The following is a 14168-nucleotide window of genomic DNA, read 5'->3' as shown; positions in this document are numbered from 1 at the left end:
AGATAAGTTTCTACGATTTCTAAACCTCTACTCTTAACAAAACAATATAGGCTCAATCCTCGACTGAAGAATCGGAGATTGAGCCTTTATCGTATCTATATCCGTGGGATTAGTGCTTGCCGCAGCAGCCATCCTCGCCGTGATGATGCTCGTGCTTGATGCCACCCTCTACGGCCTGATGCTGGTCGCGGAGCAGATCGTTCACGGTCTTCACTGGGTTGAATGTGCCGAGAGGAACCTCTACGAATACGGTATTCCAGTCGCTCATCGCACCATTCCAGAGACCTGGTAACTCCAAGGCCTTCAAGTCCTTACCGTTCTTGCTCTTGCTTGAGATGAAACCGGTAGATGGATCTACGAACTTAGGAAGATCGAAGGCATTGCCCTGGTAATCCTTGGTTGCACAGACGAGATCTACTGGGTTGAAGTGAGTACCCTCGGTAAACATCTTCATATACTCCTCGTTGTTCTTATCAATCTGTGAGCTCTCCAGAATCTGAAGACTTACAGTGCCATCCTGGTTATAGGTAAGGAATGGACCACCACCAGGCTCGCCTACGTTCTTAACGACACCGCAGACACGCATAGGACGGTTCAACTTCTTGCGCAGATAGATAACCAGTTCGGCATCCTCCAGCTCCTTGATATCAGCCTTGCGGCAGCAGAGGTCGCGCTGAACGAAGCGGATAATCTCCTCCAGCTTCTCGTGGTTGTACTGTCCGGAATCCAATACCTTCAAGTAATCGAATGCCTGCTTCTGCAAAGTAACCAATACACCTGCAATCACCTGCTTCCAGGTAACAGTCTCTGCCTTCAGGCGATCAGGAACCACATTATCGATGTTCTTGATGAATACTACATCAGCATCAATCTCGTTGAGGTTTTCGATGAGAGCGCCATGACCGCCTGGACGGAACAGCAAAGATCCATCCTCGTTGCGGAATGGAGTATTATCCGGATTGGCAGCAATGGTATCTGTGCTAGGCTTCTGCTCTGAGAAAGAGATGTTATACTTGATGCCGTAGCGCTGTGCATACTTATCTGCCTTCTCAGCTACCATCTGCTTGAAGAATTCCAGGTGGTCGTGAGAAACGGTGAAGTGAACGTTTGCCTCGCCGTTGCTGCTTGCATAGAGCGCAGCCTCTACCAGGTGCTCCTCCATCGGAGTGCGAACCTCATCCTCATACTCGTGGAACTGGAGCAATCCCTTAGGCAACTGACCATAGTTCAATCCCTCTGGCTTGAGGAGATTAGCCACGACAGCCTTGTAATCGCCCTTCTTGATGAGGCACATGATGCCCTTCTCGTTGTTTACATGACACTTATCGCAGAGTGCCTTGCGGAAAGCAAACTTCTTGATATTCTCGAAGAATTGTTTTTCAAAGTCAGTAGTAGGAACATCGTATGGAGCATCCAGGAACGCAAACATATTCTTGAACATACGGCTAGCCGCACCTGAAGCAGGTACGAACTTCACAATCTTGTGACCCTCAGCCTTGTAGTCGTTCCACGCTTTCTCGTAGTCCTCTACTTCCTGAGCTGTAGGAGCCATGATACCCTTACCGATGGCAGCCGCACCCTCGAGCTTGAGGAATGGGAAGCCATTCTTGATTTGTTCCAACTGGTGTTCAATCTGCTGCTCGGAGATGCCGCGAGCAGCGATTTGGTTTAGATCTTGCTGATTCATAATACCATATTTATGTTAAATTTACACTATATGTGCTACAAAGATAATAGTTTTTTCTGATAATCAGAAATATTTCCGCTTTTTTTTGTACCTTTGCATTGAAAATTTAACAAAGTACGCGTTTTTTAACGCTGAAACGCCATTGTTTGTCAAATTTAAAATGGAATATTGCGACATGGTTAGTAAATTATCAAAGGAGCACGACCGAAGGTCGGGGCTATCACATTACCTCTATGGGGTATCTAACTTGTTCATCAGCGGAACCGGTATAGGCGGATTATCTCCAATGATTACCGGAGACGAGATGGGAGTAAATAATATACTCTGCCTTGTACTTGGAGCTATAGCAGCTTTTGTATTTGCGTATAGTGCAAACAGAGTTATGAAGTATAACGATAAATAAGAAACAATATGGAACTATATACTATATTTATGGGGCTAGGAGCCTTGATAGGAACCTGCTTCGCCATCTGGCTTAACACAAAATCAGGTCAGAAATGGATAGACGAGTTATAACAACTCAATAATATATAATCAACGGGAGGGAACGACAATGAACGAAACACCTTTTAAATTCACATCCGAAGAAAAGGAACAGACACTCCAAATCCTGGAGCGCCTGAGAACCGCCGTGGGCGACACATTCAAGCCTGGCGATGAGCAGCATCTGCGTGAAGACATACAGCATGCCTTCATCAACCACCAGATCAAGCGCAACGTCTTCGGCATGAACCCTATACTCGCAGCCCTGCAGACAGCAGAAATCGCAGTGAACGAAATCGGTCTGAAAAGAGACGGCATCATCGCCATCCTGATGCAGACCAGCGTCATCGACGGCTATCAGACCATCGAAGACATCCAGAAGAAATACGGCGACAGCGTGGCGCATATCATCAGCGGACTGCTCCGCATTCACGATCTCTACAAGCGCAACCCGATCATCGAGAGCGAGAACTTCCGCAACCTGCTCATCTCCTTCTCAGAAGACATGCGCGTAATCCTCATCATGATAGCCGACCGCGTGAACGTGATGCGACAGATACGTGATACCGACCAGAAGGAGGCAAAGCACGAGGTGAGCGAGGAAGCCAGCTACCTCTATGCCCCACTCGCCCACAAGCTGGGTCTCTACAAGCTGAAGAGCGAATTGGAAGACCTGAGCCTGAAGTATCTGGAGCACGATGCCTACTATATGATCAAGGAGAAGCTGAATGCCACCAAGGCTTCGCGTGATGCCTATATCGCCCGATTCATCCAGCCTATTAAGGAGAAGCTCGATGCTGCCGGACTGAAATATCACATGAAGGGAAGAACCAAGAGCATCCACTCCATCTGGCAGAAGATGAAGAAGCAGAAGTGCGCCTTCGAAGGTGTATATGACCTCTTTGCCATCCGAATCATCATCGACGCACCTAGAGAGAAGGAATATATGCAGTGCTGGCAGACCTTCGCCCTGATTACAGATATGTATCAGCCGAACCCAAAGCGTATGCGCGACTGGCTCAGCGTGCCTAAGAGCAACGGATACGAGAGTCTGCACACCACCGTACTGGGACCGGAGAAGAAATGGGTAGAAGTCCAGATCAGAACCGAAAGAATGGACGATATCGCCGAACACGGACTGGCTGCACACTGGCGATACAAGGGCATCAAGCAGGGAGAAGGAGGCATTGACGAATGGCTTGCCAACATCCGTGCCGCCCTGGAAAACAACGACGACCTGCAGCTGATGGACCAGTTTACCACCGACCTGAAGGAAGACGAGGTTTATGTGTTCACCCCTAAGGGCGACCTGCTGAACTTCCCGAAAGGAGCCACGGTGCTCGACTTCGCCTACTACATCCACTCTCGCATCGGCAACACCTGCGTGGGCGGAAAGATCAACGGCAAGGCGGTAACCTTCCGACAGGAACTGCACTCGGGCGACCAGGTGGAAATCATCACCCAGAGCAACCAGAAGCCTAGAAGAGAATGGCTCAACATCGTGCAGACATCCAAGGCAAAGGCAAAGATCCGACTCGCCCTGAAGGAAACGCAGAAGAAGGACGGACTCTATGCCAAGGAACTGCTGGAGCGCCGATTCAAGAACCGCAAGATAGAGATTGACGAGAGCACCATGGCGCGCATCATCAAGAAGATGGGATACAAGGAGAACTCTGATTTCTACAAGGATGTGGCGGAAGAGAAACTCGACGTGAACACCGTGGTGGAGAAATACATCGAAGAGCGTGACCACGATCTCAACCTCAGCAACACCAACAAGCCTGCCGAAAGTGCCGAGAACTTCGAGTTCGAGAACCCTACCGAGGAACTGCTGAAGCAGAGCGACGACGTACTGGTGATTGACGAACACCTGAAGGGCATCGACTTCGAGCTCTCCCACTGCTGCCACCCTATCTACGGCGACCCTATCTTCGGATTCGTAACCATCAGCAAGGGCATCAAGATCCACCGCATCGACTGTCCTAACGCCAAGGAGCTGCGCCGCCGTTTCGGTTATCGCATCGTAAAGGCGAAATGGAGCGGAAAGGGTACATCGAAGTATGCCATCACCCTGAGAATCATCGGAAATGATGATATCGGCATCGTGAGCAACATCACCAACATCATCTCGAAAGAGGATAAGCTCGTGATGAGAGGCATCAACATCTCATCCAAGGACGGCCTGTTCTCGGGCAATGTTACGGTAATGATTGATGATGCCGGCAAGACGGATGCACTCATCAAGAAACTGAGCGCCGTAAAAGGCGTAAAGCAGGTTACGAGAATATAAATTGGTTTAAAGAAAATATAAAACCAATCGTATTGGAAAGCATAAAAATCAATGTTACAAAAAAATCCCGCAGAATTTTGCTCTGCGGGATTTTTTTATTATTATTTCATCTTGTTCAAGCACTTATTTCGCCTTATTCAATCGCTTGATTACCGAGTAGGCATCATACAAGCCCAGCTCTCCAGCCTTCGAGAGATCCTGGATACCAGCCTGCTTGTTGCCACTCTTGGCACGTGCGATACCTCTATTATAATATGCCTCAGCCAGACGGTTGTCTATCTTCAGCGCAATGGTATAATCATCTATCGCCTTGGAAAGCTCGTTTCTTCCGGCATGCAGATTACCTCTGTTATAATAGATGTAGGCATTGTTGCTGTTCAGGCGGATGGCATCGCTGAAATCAGCCTCGGCAGAATGGATATTCACCACTCCCTTGCCCTGAGCCTTGTTGAACTCATCCATCTCAGCCTGACAGACGGCACGCTGCCAGTAAGCCAGTGCATTCTTATCATCCAGCGAGAGATAATAGGTGAAATCGCTGATGGCAGCCTCGAAATCGCGCAATACGCTATGAGCGATGGCACGACGCATCAATATCGCCTTCTTCTGCTCAATATCCTTCGCCACACTCAGTTCTGCCGAAAGCTTATCGATGAGAGAGAAGATCTTCATAGAACTGTTCTCATCCAACTGCTCCTTGGAACATACGATATAAACCTTGTCCTTCATCTTCTGGTTCAGCGCCTCCACATCCTTGTCGAAAGCCTGTACCCCACTTACATTCTGAGTGTTAGGGAAGTAAGAGAGCTGGAACATCGGCAGATAGGCAGTCTCTACCTGGCGGTTCTGGATTCTTCCACGATACTCGCTCTTGTAGTTATGCTCATACTTCGGCTCATCATCCACCACAATGGAAGCGAACTTGTTTGGGTCTATCTCCGAACGCTTGCGCATCTCCTTCTTGGTCTTCGCACTCCAGCGAGGCTGGATACCGAGATGCTTGTTCATCTGCGCCTTGAAGATACGGAACTCATCCAGCTCAGCCTTCGCCGTCATACCCAGTCGGCGATAGCAATGAGCACGGGCGGAAAGACCCGTCCAGAAATTAGGAAACTGATTGATTACCGTAGTATAATCGCGGATAGCCGCCTTCAGGTTTCCCGTCTTGTCATGCAGCAGCGCACGGTTGAATATCGCCATGAAGTTCTTCGGCTCCATCTTGATGACGAAGTCGAAATCGGTGATGGCACGGTTGTCATCACCCAACTGCACACGCATCAATCCACGGTTGTAGTGAGCGAGGAAGTTGTGCGGATCCAGGTCGATAGCGGCATCATAGTCGCTCATCGCACCTCGTAAATTGTTGATGTTGATACGAGCCAATGCCCGGTTGATGTAACTGTTTACATTGTTCGGCTTGAAGTGAAGCGACTTGGTGAGCGCCTCATCAGCCACCTTCCATTCCTTCCGGGCAAGCGCCATATAGGCACGTGTAATCCAGGCATCACCATCGTATGGATTCAGCTTCAGGCTCTGGTCGAGCCATTTCTCAGCCTGCACCGTATCCTTCTGATGCAGATACACCTCAGCCTTCAGGGAGTAGGCATTCGAATAATCCTTCCACTTGGTGATGACCGTATCAAGTTCCAGCTGCGCCTTGTCGTAGTTCTTCGCCTCCATCTGGCAGAGCGCACGGTTGAACCAGTAGTTGCGGTTGCGAGGTTCCAGTCGGATGGCAGAATTATAGTCGGCAATGGCATCATCATAACGCTGCTGACGGATGCGGCAGATGGCACGCAAGTCGTAGATATCGTTGATATACGGATTGAGGTTGATAGCCTCTGAGGCATCACTCTCGGCACCCATATAGTCATCGAGATTAAACTTGGCCACACTGCGGTAATACCAAGGCTCATAGAGATAAGGCTTGGCACCAATGGCTAGATTAAAATACTTGATAGAAAGAACGAAGTCCTCGTAGAAGAGCGCACTTCTTCCCGCCGTAACGAGGCGGTCAACTCTATATTGCGCCGATGCTGACAAAGTAGCCAGCACCAGCACAAAAGTGAAAATAAACTTTTTCATCGACGAATCTTGGTACGATAGCTGCAGCGGAACTTACCCTTGATAATGTTCTTGAGCTTGCCAGCTATCATGTTCTTACGGAGAGGAGACACGCGGTCAACGAACATCGTGCCCTCCAGGTGATCGAACTCATGCTGCATCACGCGAGCCAAGTAGCCGCTCACCCACTCATCATGCTCCTGGAACTGCTCATCCATATACTTCACATGGATGCGGGTAGGACGAACCACCTTCTCATTGATGCCAGGAATAGAGAGACATCCCTCATCAGAAGAATCCTTCTCAGCCTCCTCATCATACTCCAGGATATGAGGATTGATGAAGGCATGACGGAATCCCTTATACTCAGGGAGATCATCGCTGAGCACATCGAGATCGATGACAACCAGGCGGATAGCCAAGCCAATCTGAGGCGCAGCCAGACCGATGCCATTGCTCGAATCGAGAGTCTCGTACATATTATTGATTAATTCCTTCAACTCAGGATAATCGGGGGTGATATCTTCAGCCACTTTTCTCAATACTGGCTGACCATAAATATAAATTGGTAAAATCATCTTCTTGATTGCATAAAGTCTTGTAATATGATGGTAGCGCTTATCTCATCTACCAATCCCTTGTTTTCTCTTCTCGTCTTCTTCTTCACGCCGCCGTCTATCATGGCACGATGTGCCAAAACCGACGTAAAGCGCTCATCGTAGTACTCGATAGGCACCTCGGGATGAGCCTTGCGCCAGCGATTGAAGAAATTCTCCACACGCGCCAGGTTCTCGCTAGGCTGCCCATTGGGCTGGGTAGGCTTACCGATGACGATGCGCTCCACCTGCTCCTTCTGGATATAGGCTTCGCAGAATTCGAAAAGTTCGGGCGTAGCAACAGTTGCCAACCCATTAGCAATGATCTGCAATGGGTCGGTAACTGCCAGTCCGGTACGTTTCTTACCGTAGTCTATAGATAAAATTCGCATTCAGTTACGAAATTTCTAATCTTCTATGTGAAACGTGAAAATTACTTCTTCATAAGCAACCAAGCATCTGGATACTTGCCAGCGCGGAGCTCGTTGCGGCTCTTTACTGCACCAGCCTTATCTACGAATGTAGAAGCAATGACACGATACAAGTTACGTGCACTGTAGTAAACGATCTGAGAATCATAACCAGCGCTCTTCAGAGTGCTAGCCAATCCCTCAGCATTAGCCTTCAGAGAGAAAGAACCTACTACTACGCTGAAGTTCTGCAGACCAGAACCAGAGATGAGATCTACATTCTCCTGGCGAACAGTAGCATTATCAACTTCTGTAGTTGTGCTCTCTGTAGGAGTTGTTGTTTCCAATGGAGTAACTACTGGTTCCTGAACAGCTGGTTCCTGCTGAGCCTCCTGCTGCTGTGCCTTCTCGTATGCCTTCTTGTAGGCACTTTCCTTAGATGTACCACAACTTGCGAGTGCCAGAACAGCACACAATCCTAAGCTCAAAACTGATAATTTCTTCATAATCTTTTCTAAAATTGTATTTGTGTTTACTTAAATATTTTATATTGCTTCACCTTATTATATATAGGTGCCGTCCCAACTTGAGTTCAGCCTACACCTTATTATATATAGGGGCAACACATAGCCTTACGCTTTTATTCTGCGAAAATACAAAATATATCCCAAAGAAAGAAACGTTTTCAGCATAAAGATTGTTAAACATTACGTAAAACAACATTTTTAACGAAATATTAAGACTTAAAAGCTTGTTTTTTGAAGAATAATTCGTATATTTGCAAATGATAAGCGAAATAAGTGCATCTGGACGCAAAAACTCCAAAATGCCATCGCCATCACACAATTTCATAAATATATTGTATAACATTTAAAACTTTTAGATTATGAAGGCATTAGGTTACATTGGCGCATTCCTCGGTGGCGCTATCGCTGGTACAGCACTCGGTATGATTTTTGCTCCTGAGAAGGGTGAGGATACCCGCAGCAAGATTGCTGGAGCTGTAGAAGATTTCTGCAAGAAGCACGACATCAAGTTGACACGCAAGGACGTTGACGACTTGGTTGACGATATCAAGGATGTTGCCCCTGAGGTTTAAGCCCCACCCAACTACCCTGAGATTTCGACAAGTACAACATATTATTACTTGAATAAGCGATAAGAATGTTTTCGAGCGATAAGAATGTAGAAACCATCGGGCAACTCGTAGAGGTGCTCAAGCATTACATCGGGCTCAGATCTGAGTATATGAAACTCGATGTAGCTGACAAGGTGGTAAGCCTGCTCGCTGCACTGATCATGGGATCGCTGCTGCTGACTCTCCTCACCTTGGCTCTGATATATCTTTCGTTTGCTGCCGCATTCGCCATGGCTGATTACGTAGGCTTGGCACCTGCATTCTGCATCGTGGCGGGAGCATACTTATTGATACTGGTTCTCTTCATCCTTTTCCGACATCAATGGATTGAAAAGCCACTCGTGAAATTCTTAGCCAGCCTGCTTATGCAAAAATAAATAAAGAGCATGATGATGACAAATGAGCCAAACAATGACAACAGATACCTGGACGACGACAATAGTTGCCCACAGTATAACAGCCTCAACGACATCAGACTGCGCAAGGAAGCACTTCGCAAAAGCATAGAGGCAGACGACAAGAAGATCAAGACCCTGTGGATCTCTCTCTTCACCAAGCCTGACGCCTTCAAGAAAGACGCAAGCAGAGGCAAGAGACTGCAAAGTATGATGTCTATTGGTATGGGAGCTTTCGATGGAGCTCTGCTGGCGTGGAAGCTCTACCGGAAATTCAAGAAAAAGAAATAAGAGAATCCTTCTATCTCAAGAGAAAGATAGGAATGAAAACCATCATAAGAAATGCGGCCTTGCAAAAGACCGCATTTTTTGAGGGTACGGAATTTTCGGGTGTGTAATCAAAACTGTGTCAAGACTTGTTTTTTACTTTCTGTTTCCCTCCCTGCTGGGTCATAACCCAGCAGGGAGGGAGAATTCGGTTGCTAAGTTGAGGTTGTGTGACGCATCTTGGCACACAACCTCATGTTATAAGATTATTTTCTTAATTCATAACGACCAACAATGGTGTTTTCATCAATTCCGTCTATATATTTATCCTCGGGTTTAAAATAATAAGCGAAAACTCCGAAAATTTGATGAAGGTAGATTTCTGCTTTTAAAGTGGAATATGAAGAAAAATATTCATCTGTTGAATATGTTATAAGGTACTCACGCTTATAGGGAGAATTGTTTTCGCTAAAAGTTATAGACTCTCCACGCTTTACAATACCTCGTTTTAACCCTAAATCATCTTCATTGTGAGGCCATACACAGGGATTATACTCGAAAAGTTCAGCTTTTCCCCATCGCTCATATGTTTTATTAACCTCGACCCACTTTTCTTCTGTCATATTACGATTTCCATGAGGCGGTATTGCTATAACTCGTTGTTGAGAATATGTTTTTGAAACAGAATGAGAAGATTCTCCACCAATACTTACTCCGTTCGCAAGTTGCCCTACAACTCCGCCAATACCAAGAACACCAGCAACACTTCCCAGTCCCAAAGACCCTCCTGTACTACCTCCAGAATTAACTGTTGTCTGTTCTGTATTATCAAAATAGCAATATACATCACCAGTTTTTCCTATTCTAAAACAGTTGCCTTTATCTATATAAATTGTTCTGTCAGTTTTATTCTTTATGTTGATGTTGTAGATAAAATAACCATCATACTTGGTTCTTTCAAACTTGGTTCTTACAAATTTCATTTCAAGATCTTCGTTGGACATTATGGAATTTGATTTCACGCCAAAAACCAAAACGCAACCTTTGGCATAATCGTCTGTCTTTTTTTCCTTGCTATTTAACTTGTAATTACGATTGTAAACCGAAATAAGGTCTTGATTTCTACCATCCGCTGGCTTTTCTATGAGTTTGGTAGATGTCATTTGGTTGCTACTTTCATTAATAGAATTGTCTATTTTCCCAAATGTGTCTTTTTCCCCATTCTCATAGTTTACTGAGATGATTTCTGACAATGACATACTATATGTAGGTCCTTGTAGATTCTTGAATTTCTTGTATTTAAGATTTTCCGCATTAACTTCAAGAACTTTTGAAAGAATCGTAGTTCCATCTTTCTTCACAATAACATCCTGTGCTTTTACTTTCTGAAAAGCAAGGCATAGTGTAATGAGTGCCAAAAAAATTTTTACCTTTGGTGTCATATGCTTAAGTTTTATTAGTTTAAAGAAATGTAGCTACTCACCCATTTTTGATTAGGGCTGTGTAGCTACTTGTAAATTTTATCATTCGGTGGTGAAATAGCCTTTGCCGTGACATTGCGGACAAGTTATATGCGTATGTCCAGTGGAGCGCATAAAGTAACCTCCACATTCATTGCACTTTACTTGATAATCACTTTGTCCATATAATGAAGGATATGTGTCTTTAACTATTCTTCTTTGTCCATTGCATAAACTGCATGTACGCTTAGTAGGTTGTCTATATGTTGAAGAATTATTTTGTCCTCTTGATGGACTATACGTGTTTCCTCCATTATTTCCATAATTAGGATATAAAGGGGTATAAACAGCTCCACCGTTATTGCTACTCCCTGTAGAACTTCCTTTCTTGCGAATTAGGGAACAGGTCGTTGCTGATGACGGAGGCATTTGTCTTCTATACACATATACATCACCATTTTCAAGCACAACATTCAACACGCTCAAATCCGATTTGAACTTGAACATCGCTGAATTACCCCAATAGCTATTTCCATTATAGTACTTGAAGTCGCTATTGCTGTAACTGTTTAATTTTAAGGTTCCATGACCTACCCCAATGCCTCTTTTATTTGACTCGTAGCATACATTATCTATAAAAGAAATGAATTGCCCTCCGGAGACTTTTGTAGACACGACATGATTATGTACTTTCTTTATTAATGCGTAATATGAAGTATTTTGTGAATACGATATGGCATTAAAAAGGATTGCATATGTCAAAATTATAAAGTATCTCATTTTATTCTAGAAAATCACGATTAACAGCTATGGGCTTCAAGTCTTCTTCCGAAATTCGGATATAATACTTTTTACCCTCTATATTACCACTTTTCGTTTCTCTCCATGTTATCATTTCTTTCAAATCTTTAGAAAATGCTCTATAATGATATCCTAACACATCATAAACATTTTGCCCTCCCCACATGTCTGGAACATATCTTGGTGGCCACGAAGTCCATGTGTCGTAATAAACTTCTTTACTTGTTGTTGAAAAAGATGATTTGTATTTGAATCCATTGTTTTCTGCCATTTTCCCCAATTTCTCATCGTAATAATAACGGTTTTCCTGTATGTTGCTACATATTGTAGATTTGCTAGCAGACAACAGAACAACTCTATTTCCAGTAAATTTCACGACATAGACTTTCGTAGACGAAGTTAGGTCTTCTCCTGCTGGAATATAATAACAAACCCCACGGTGATAAATTTGTGCATGAATATTGCAAATTGTCCCCAAAATAAAGAACATTAAAAATAATACTTTTTTCATTGTACTTTTCTGTTTAGTGCATCCTTACCGTTTAGTCTGGGTAAGACATGCCAATTATAGTTAACTATTTTTGTTTTGTATAATATAAAGGTAAGGCATATTCCAGTGCTTAGAAAAACAACTTTTCCATACCAACATTCTAACAAGAACCTATTGAACTTTTTGTAGTAGAGGAATAGCCATGGTTGACTAACTATGGAATAGCGAAACTCTTTACTCTGTTACTCAAGGAAGTCATAGCTTTCGGCCGATTTTGGAAGAAGTGTTTCTATATCGATTTCATAATATCGCTTTCTTTTATCGGCTCCATATTTGTCATCCCATTGGATTAATTCTTTATAATCCTTAGAGATGGCATCGTATCTAGTATATCCGCTGCCAAACATACTTGATGGAATATTTTCAGAATAAACTTCGTATTTTGATGTTGATAGGTTACTATTATATGAACCTCGCAAGGAAGCATTTCTTAATGTTCTCTCAATAGAAGTTATATATTTCTCGCGATTACGTGCTATGGCAGATATTAAGTTACCTGTAGTTGCACTATAGATACTATTACTTCTTACTATAATAATGGTCACATACAACAAGCCAGATTGATATCTTGTCTTGTTAACATCGTCTACCGAATATCCAACAGGCAGGTAATAGTGAACATTGTTGTCATTGTATTTTTGGGCTTTAATTCCAACAGACAGTAATATAAGAATGAATAATACAAATTGTCTCATAATTAAATTTTTCTTTTAGCACATTCTCACTCATTAATCAAATAAGGTGTGCGTTGTTTTTATTTTCAATTTTGTAGAACACGCTGCAAGGCTTATTCTTTCGTTTGGTTTTAACAACGTTTTATTACAATCGCAATCTAACGAGAATTTATCCAAATAGTGGGTGACAAGAAATAGCCATTGTTGGAATTCTGTAGGATAGCGAGCTAAATATGGTAACATAGACTTAACTAAGATATATAACATAAAGAATGAAAACCCATACGAGAATAAAAATAAAAGGTGAGAATTTTGGCAAAATAAACTTTAAACAGAATTTGCGAGACCAACCTAATCTATATTCACCAAAAATTTCTCTAATCTCCGCATCTGGAATTGCTTCCTCTGATGGATTAGTCCATACAGGAGGAAATGCGAAATATGATAGTCCTCTATATCTTCTATACCCATCCCAAAAATATAGAATTCTTTTGATTTTAGCTTCACTGACCCAATATGTAGCAAACGAACTTATGGAAGCTAATATACCAATGGCAATTATTGCCCAAAGATACTTGTCGTTTTTGAGTTGGGTAATGGAAGCAAACAAAAAGGTTTGAACAGCAATATTCCATTTCATAAAAGAATATTGACGGTCAATCTCTTTTGAAATCATCTCACGGATAACCACATCATATCCTTGGTAGTTGCCCAATTCTTCCAATGTTGAATTCTTGTCATTGATGCACATACATAGAATTAATTGTTGTCATCTGGCATCCGTATGACTATATTCATTTACATATTGGTATACATACAAATAAGAAACGTGGAGCCAGTCCTGTTGCTCGTTCCACAGTGTAAAGGCTCTCGCATTGCCCAGATTGTCGAAACGAGCAACGCCGAAAGCCCCACGTATGATGCAAGTATATAATTAACCCATTTTGGCAACAAATGACAGAGCCATCCGAAGCCTATGAGGGCTGTATACAATACATCCCATGAGACGTTCCCGTTGCTTTGTTCTTGACAAACTGTTGTGAATTTGCGAGATTCTTACACTGTCAAAACCAAAGCGTACAGTTACGCCTTATATGTATATATGTCTGCCCAACCTCTGCCCATCGGGGCTTCCGGTATGGGTATTGACGTTACAAAGGTAACACTTTTACATTGAAAACCACTTTGTTTGGCTGGAAAAGTGTGATTTTAAGGGCTGATTTAACAATATTAAATATAAACATGTCAAAGAAATCCACTTTTGCATGATTTTTCTGGGTCACCAGTAAAAGTGTGTGGATTAGGCATAGATCTTCATTAGTCTGAAGAGAAAGAACTTACGGTCAATAATAC

The 14168-nt window shown here is 43.5% G+C and carries 13 protein-coding genes; 4 read left to right on the top strand and 9 right to left on the bottom strand.

What is annotated here, in order from left to right; translation table 11 throughout:
* Window positions 1–109 precede the first annotated feature (109 nt).
* Window positions 110–1687 carry a DUF4301 family protein gene (locus tag AAAT87_RS02700; RefSeq protein WP_349225551.1) on the bottom strand — a complete coding sequence of 526 codons (1578 nt, stop codon included), beginning with the start codon at window positions 1685–1687 and terminating at the stop codon, window positions 110–112.
* Between the two features lie 553 nt (window positions 1688–2240).
* Between AAAT87_RS02700 and AAAT87_RS02695 the strand changes: the two genes are divergently transcribed.
* Complete coding sequence (locus AAAT87_RS02695) at window positions 2241–4460, top strand: RelA/SpoT family protein (RefSeq protein ID WP_296971274.1); 2220 nt, start codon at window positions 2241–2243, stop codon at window positions 4458–4460.
* A gap of 123 nt (window positions 4461–4583) precedes the next feature.
* Here AAAT87_RS02695 and AAAT87_RS02690 read toward each other — a convergent pair whose 3' ends face one another.
* From AAAT87_RS02690 to AAAT87_RS02675, 4 genes are read right to left on the bottom strand one after another with little or no spacing between them, the layout of a single operon-like run.
* A complete protein-coding gene (locus AAAT87_RS02690) occupies window positions 4584–6545 on the bottom strand; it encodes a tetratricopeptide repeat protein (RefSeq protein ID WP_298532532.1) in 1962 nt (653 codons plus the stop codon).
* Window positions 6542–7102: a peptide deformylase gene (gene def / locus AAAT87_RS02685; RefSeq protein ID WP_089544566.1), complete on the bottom strand. Its 561-nt coding sequence runs from the start codon at window positions 7100–7102 to the stop codon at window positions 6542–6544. The genes AAAT87_RS02690 and def overlap by 4 nt, the downstream gene beginning before the upstream one ends.
* Entirely contained in the window at window positions 7099–7512 is a 414-nt protein-coding gene (gene ruvX / locus AAAT87_RS02680; protein ID WP_117661646.1) for a Holliday junction resolvase RuvX, read from the bottom strand. Before ruvX ends, def begins: the two co-directional genes overlap by 4 nt.
* 41 nt (window positions 7513–7553) lie before the next feature.
* Window positions 7554–8036, bottom strand: a complete 483-nt coding sequence (locus tag AAAT87_RS02675) for an SPOR domain-containing protein (protein ID WP_349225550.1) — start codon at window positions 8034–8036, stop codon at window positions 7554–7556.
* Between the two features lie 380 nt (window positions 8037–8416).
* Between AAAT87_RS02675 and AAAT87_RS02670 the strand changes: the two genes are divergently transcribed.
* The 3 genes from AAAT87_RS02670 to AAAT87_RS02660 all read left to right on the top strand — a co-directional run bounded on the left by AAAT87_RS02670 (window position 8417) and on the right by AAAT87_RS02660 (window position 9354).
* On the top strand, window positions 8417–8629 hold the full coding sequence (locus AAAT87_RS02670; RefSeq protein WP_089544569.1) for a YtxH domain-containing protein: 213 nt from the start codon (window positions 8417–8419) through the stop codon (window positions 8627–8629).
* A 65-nt stretch (window positions 8630–8694) separates the two neighbouring features.
* Window positions 8695–9045, top strand: coding sequence for a phage holin family protein (locus AAAT87_RS02665; protein ID WP_349225549.1), 351 nt, complete (start codon window positions 8695–8697; stop codon window positions 9043–9045).
* Between the two features lie 9 nt (window positions 9046–9054).
* Complete coding sequence (locus tag AAAT87_RS02660; RefSeq protein ID WP_349225548.1) at window positions 9055–9354, top strand: hypothetical protein; 300 nt, start codon at window positions 9055–9057, stop codon at window positions 9352–9354.
* A 242-nt stretch (window positions 9355–9596) separates the two neighbouring features.
* Here the strand turns inward: AAAT87_RS02660 and AAAT87_RS02655 are convergent, their stop codons facing one another.
* From AAAT87_RS02655 to AAAT87_RS02640, 4 genes are all read right to left on the bottom strand, one after another.
* Window positions 9597–10772, bottom strand: a complete 1176-nt coding sequence (locus tag AAAT87_RS02655) for a hypothetical protein (RefSeq protein WP_349225547.1) — start codon at window positions 10770–10772, stop codon at window positions 9597–9599.
* Window positions 10773–11571: 799 nt separating this feature from the next.
* Window positions 11572–12102, bottom strand: a complete 531-nt coding sequence (locus AAAT87_RS02650; protein WP_349225546.1) for a hypothetical protein — start codon at window positions 12100–12102, stop codon at window positions 11572–11574.
* A gap of 221 nt (window positions 12103–12323) precedes the next feature.
* Window positions 12324–12836: a hypothetical protein gene (locus tag AAAT87_RS02645; protein WP_349225545.1), complete on the bottom strand. Its 513-nt coding sequence runs from the start codon at window positions 12834–12836 to the stop codon at window positions 12324–12326.
* Between the two features lie 226 nt (window positions 12837–13062).
* A complete protein-coding gene (locus AAAT87_RS02640) occupies window positions 13063–13539 on the bottom strand; it encodes a hypothetical protein (RefSeq protein WP_349225544.1) in 477 nt (158 codons plus the stop codon).
* Window positions 13540–14168: the final 629 nt, after the last annotated feature.

It is taken from the genome of Segatella sinensis, from assembly GCF_040095255.1.
Lineage (GTDB): Bacteria > Bacteroidota > Bacteroidia > Bacteroidales > Bacteroidaceae > Prevotella > Prevotella sinensis.
The sequence above is the reverse complement of the archived record's forward strand: the minus strand, read 5'-3'. Positions and strand labels throughout refer to the sequence as shown.

Bases quoted from the DNA above. Each gene is read 5' to 3' on its own strand.
- AAAT87_RS02660 (WP_349225548.1), top strand. From the start codon at position 9,055: ATGATGATGACAAATGAGCCAAACAATGACAACAGATACCTGGACGAC.
- ruvX (WP_117661646.1), bottom strand. From the start codon at position 7,512: ATGCGAATTTTATCTATAGACTACGGTAAGAAACGTACCGGACTGGCA.
- AAAT87_RS02670 (WP_089544569.1), top strand. From the start codon at position 8,417: ATGAAGGCATTAGGTTACATTGGCGCATTCCTCGGTGGCGCTATCGCT.
- AAAT87_RS02695 (WP_296971274.1), top strand. From the start codon at position 2,241: ATGAACGAAACACCTTTTAAATTCACATCCGAAGAAAAGGAACAGACA.
- AAAT87_RS02675 (WP_349225550.1), bottom strand. From the start codon at position 8,036: ATGAAGAAATTATCAGTTTTGAGCTTAGGATTGTGTGCTGTTCTGGCA.
- AAAT87_RS02650 (WP_349225546.1), bottom strand. From the start codon at position 12,102: ATGAAAAAAGTATTATTTTTAATGTTCTTTATTTTGGGGACAATTTGC.
- AAAT87_RS02690 (WP_298532532.1), bottom strand. From the start codon at position 6,545: ATGAAAAAGTTTATTTTCACTTTTGTGCTGGTGCTGGCTACTTTGTCA.
- AAAT87_RS02645 (WP_349225545.1), bottom strand. From the start codon at position 12,836: ATGAGACAATTTGTATTATTCATTCTTATATTACTGTCTGTTGGAATT.
- AAAT87_RS02655 (WP_349225547.1), bottom strand. From the start codon at position 10,772: ATGACACCAAAGGTAAAAATTTTTTTGGCACTCATTACACTATGCCTT.
- AAAT87_RS02665 (WP_349225549.1), top strand. From the start codon at position 8,695: ATGTTTTCGAGCGATAAGAATGTAGAAACCATCGGGCAACTCGTAGAG.
- def (WP_089544566.1), bottom strand. From the start codon at position 7,102: ATGATTTTACCAATTTATATTTATGGTCAGCCAGTATTGAGAAAAGTG.
- AAAT87_RS02700 (WP_349225551.1), bottom strand. From the start codon at position 1,687: ATGAATCAGCAAGATCTAAACCAAATCGCTGCTCGCGGCATCTCCGAG.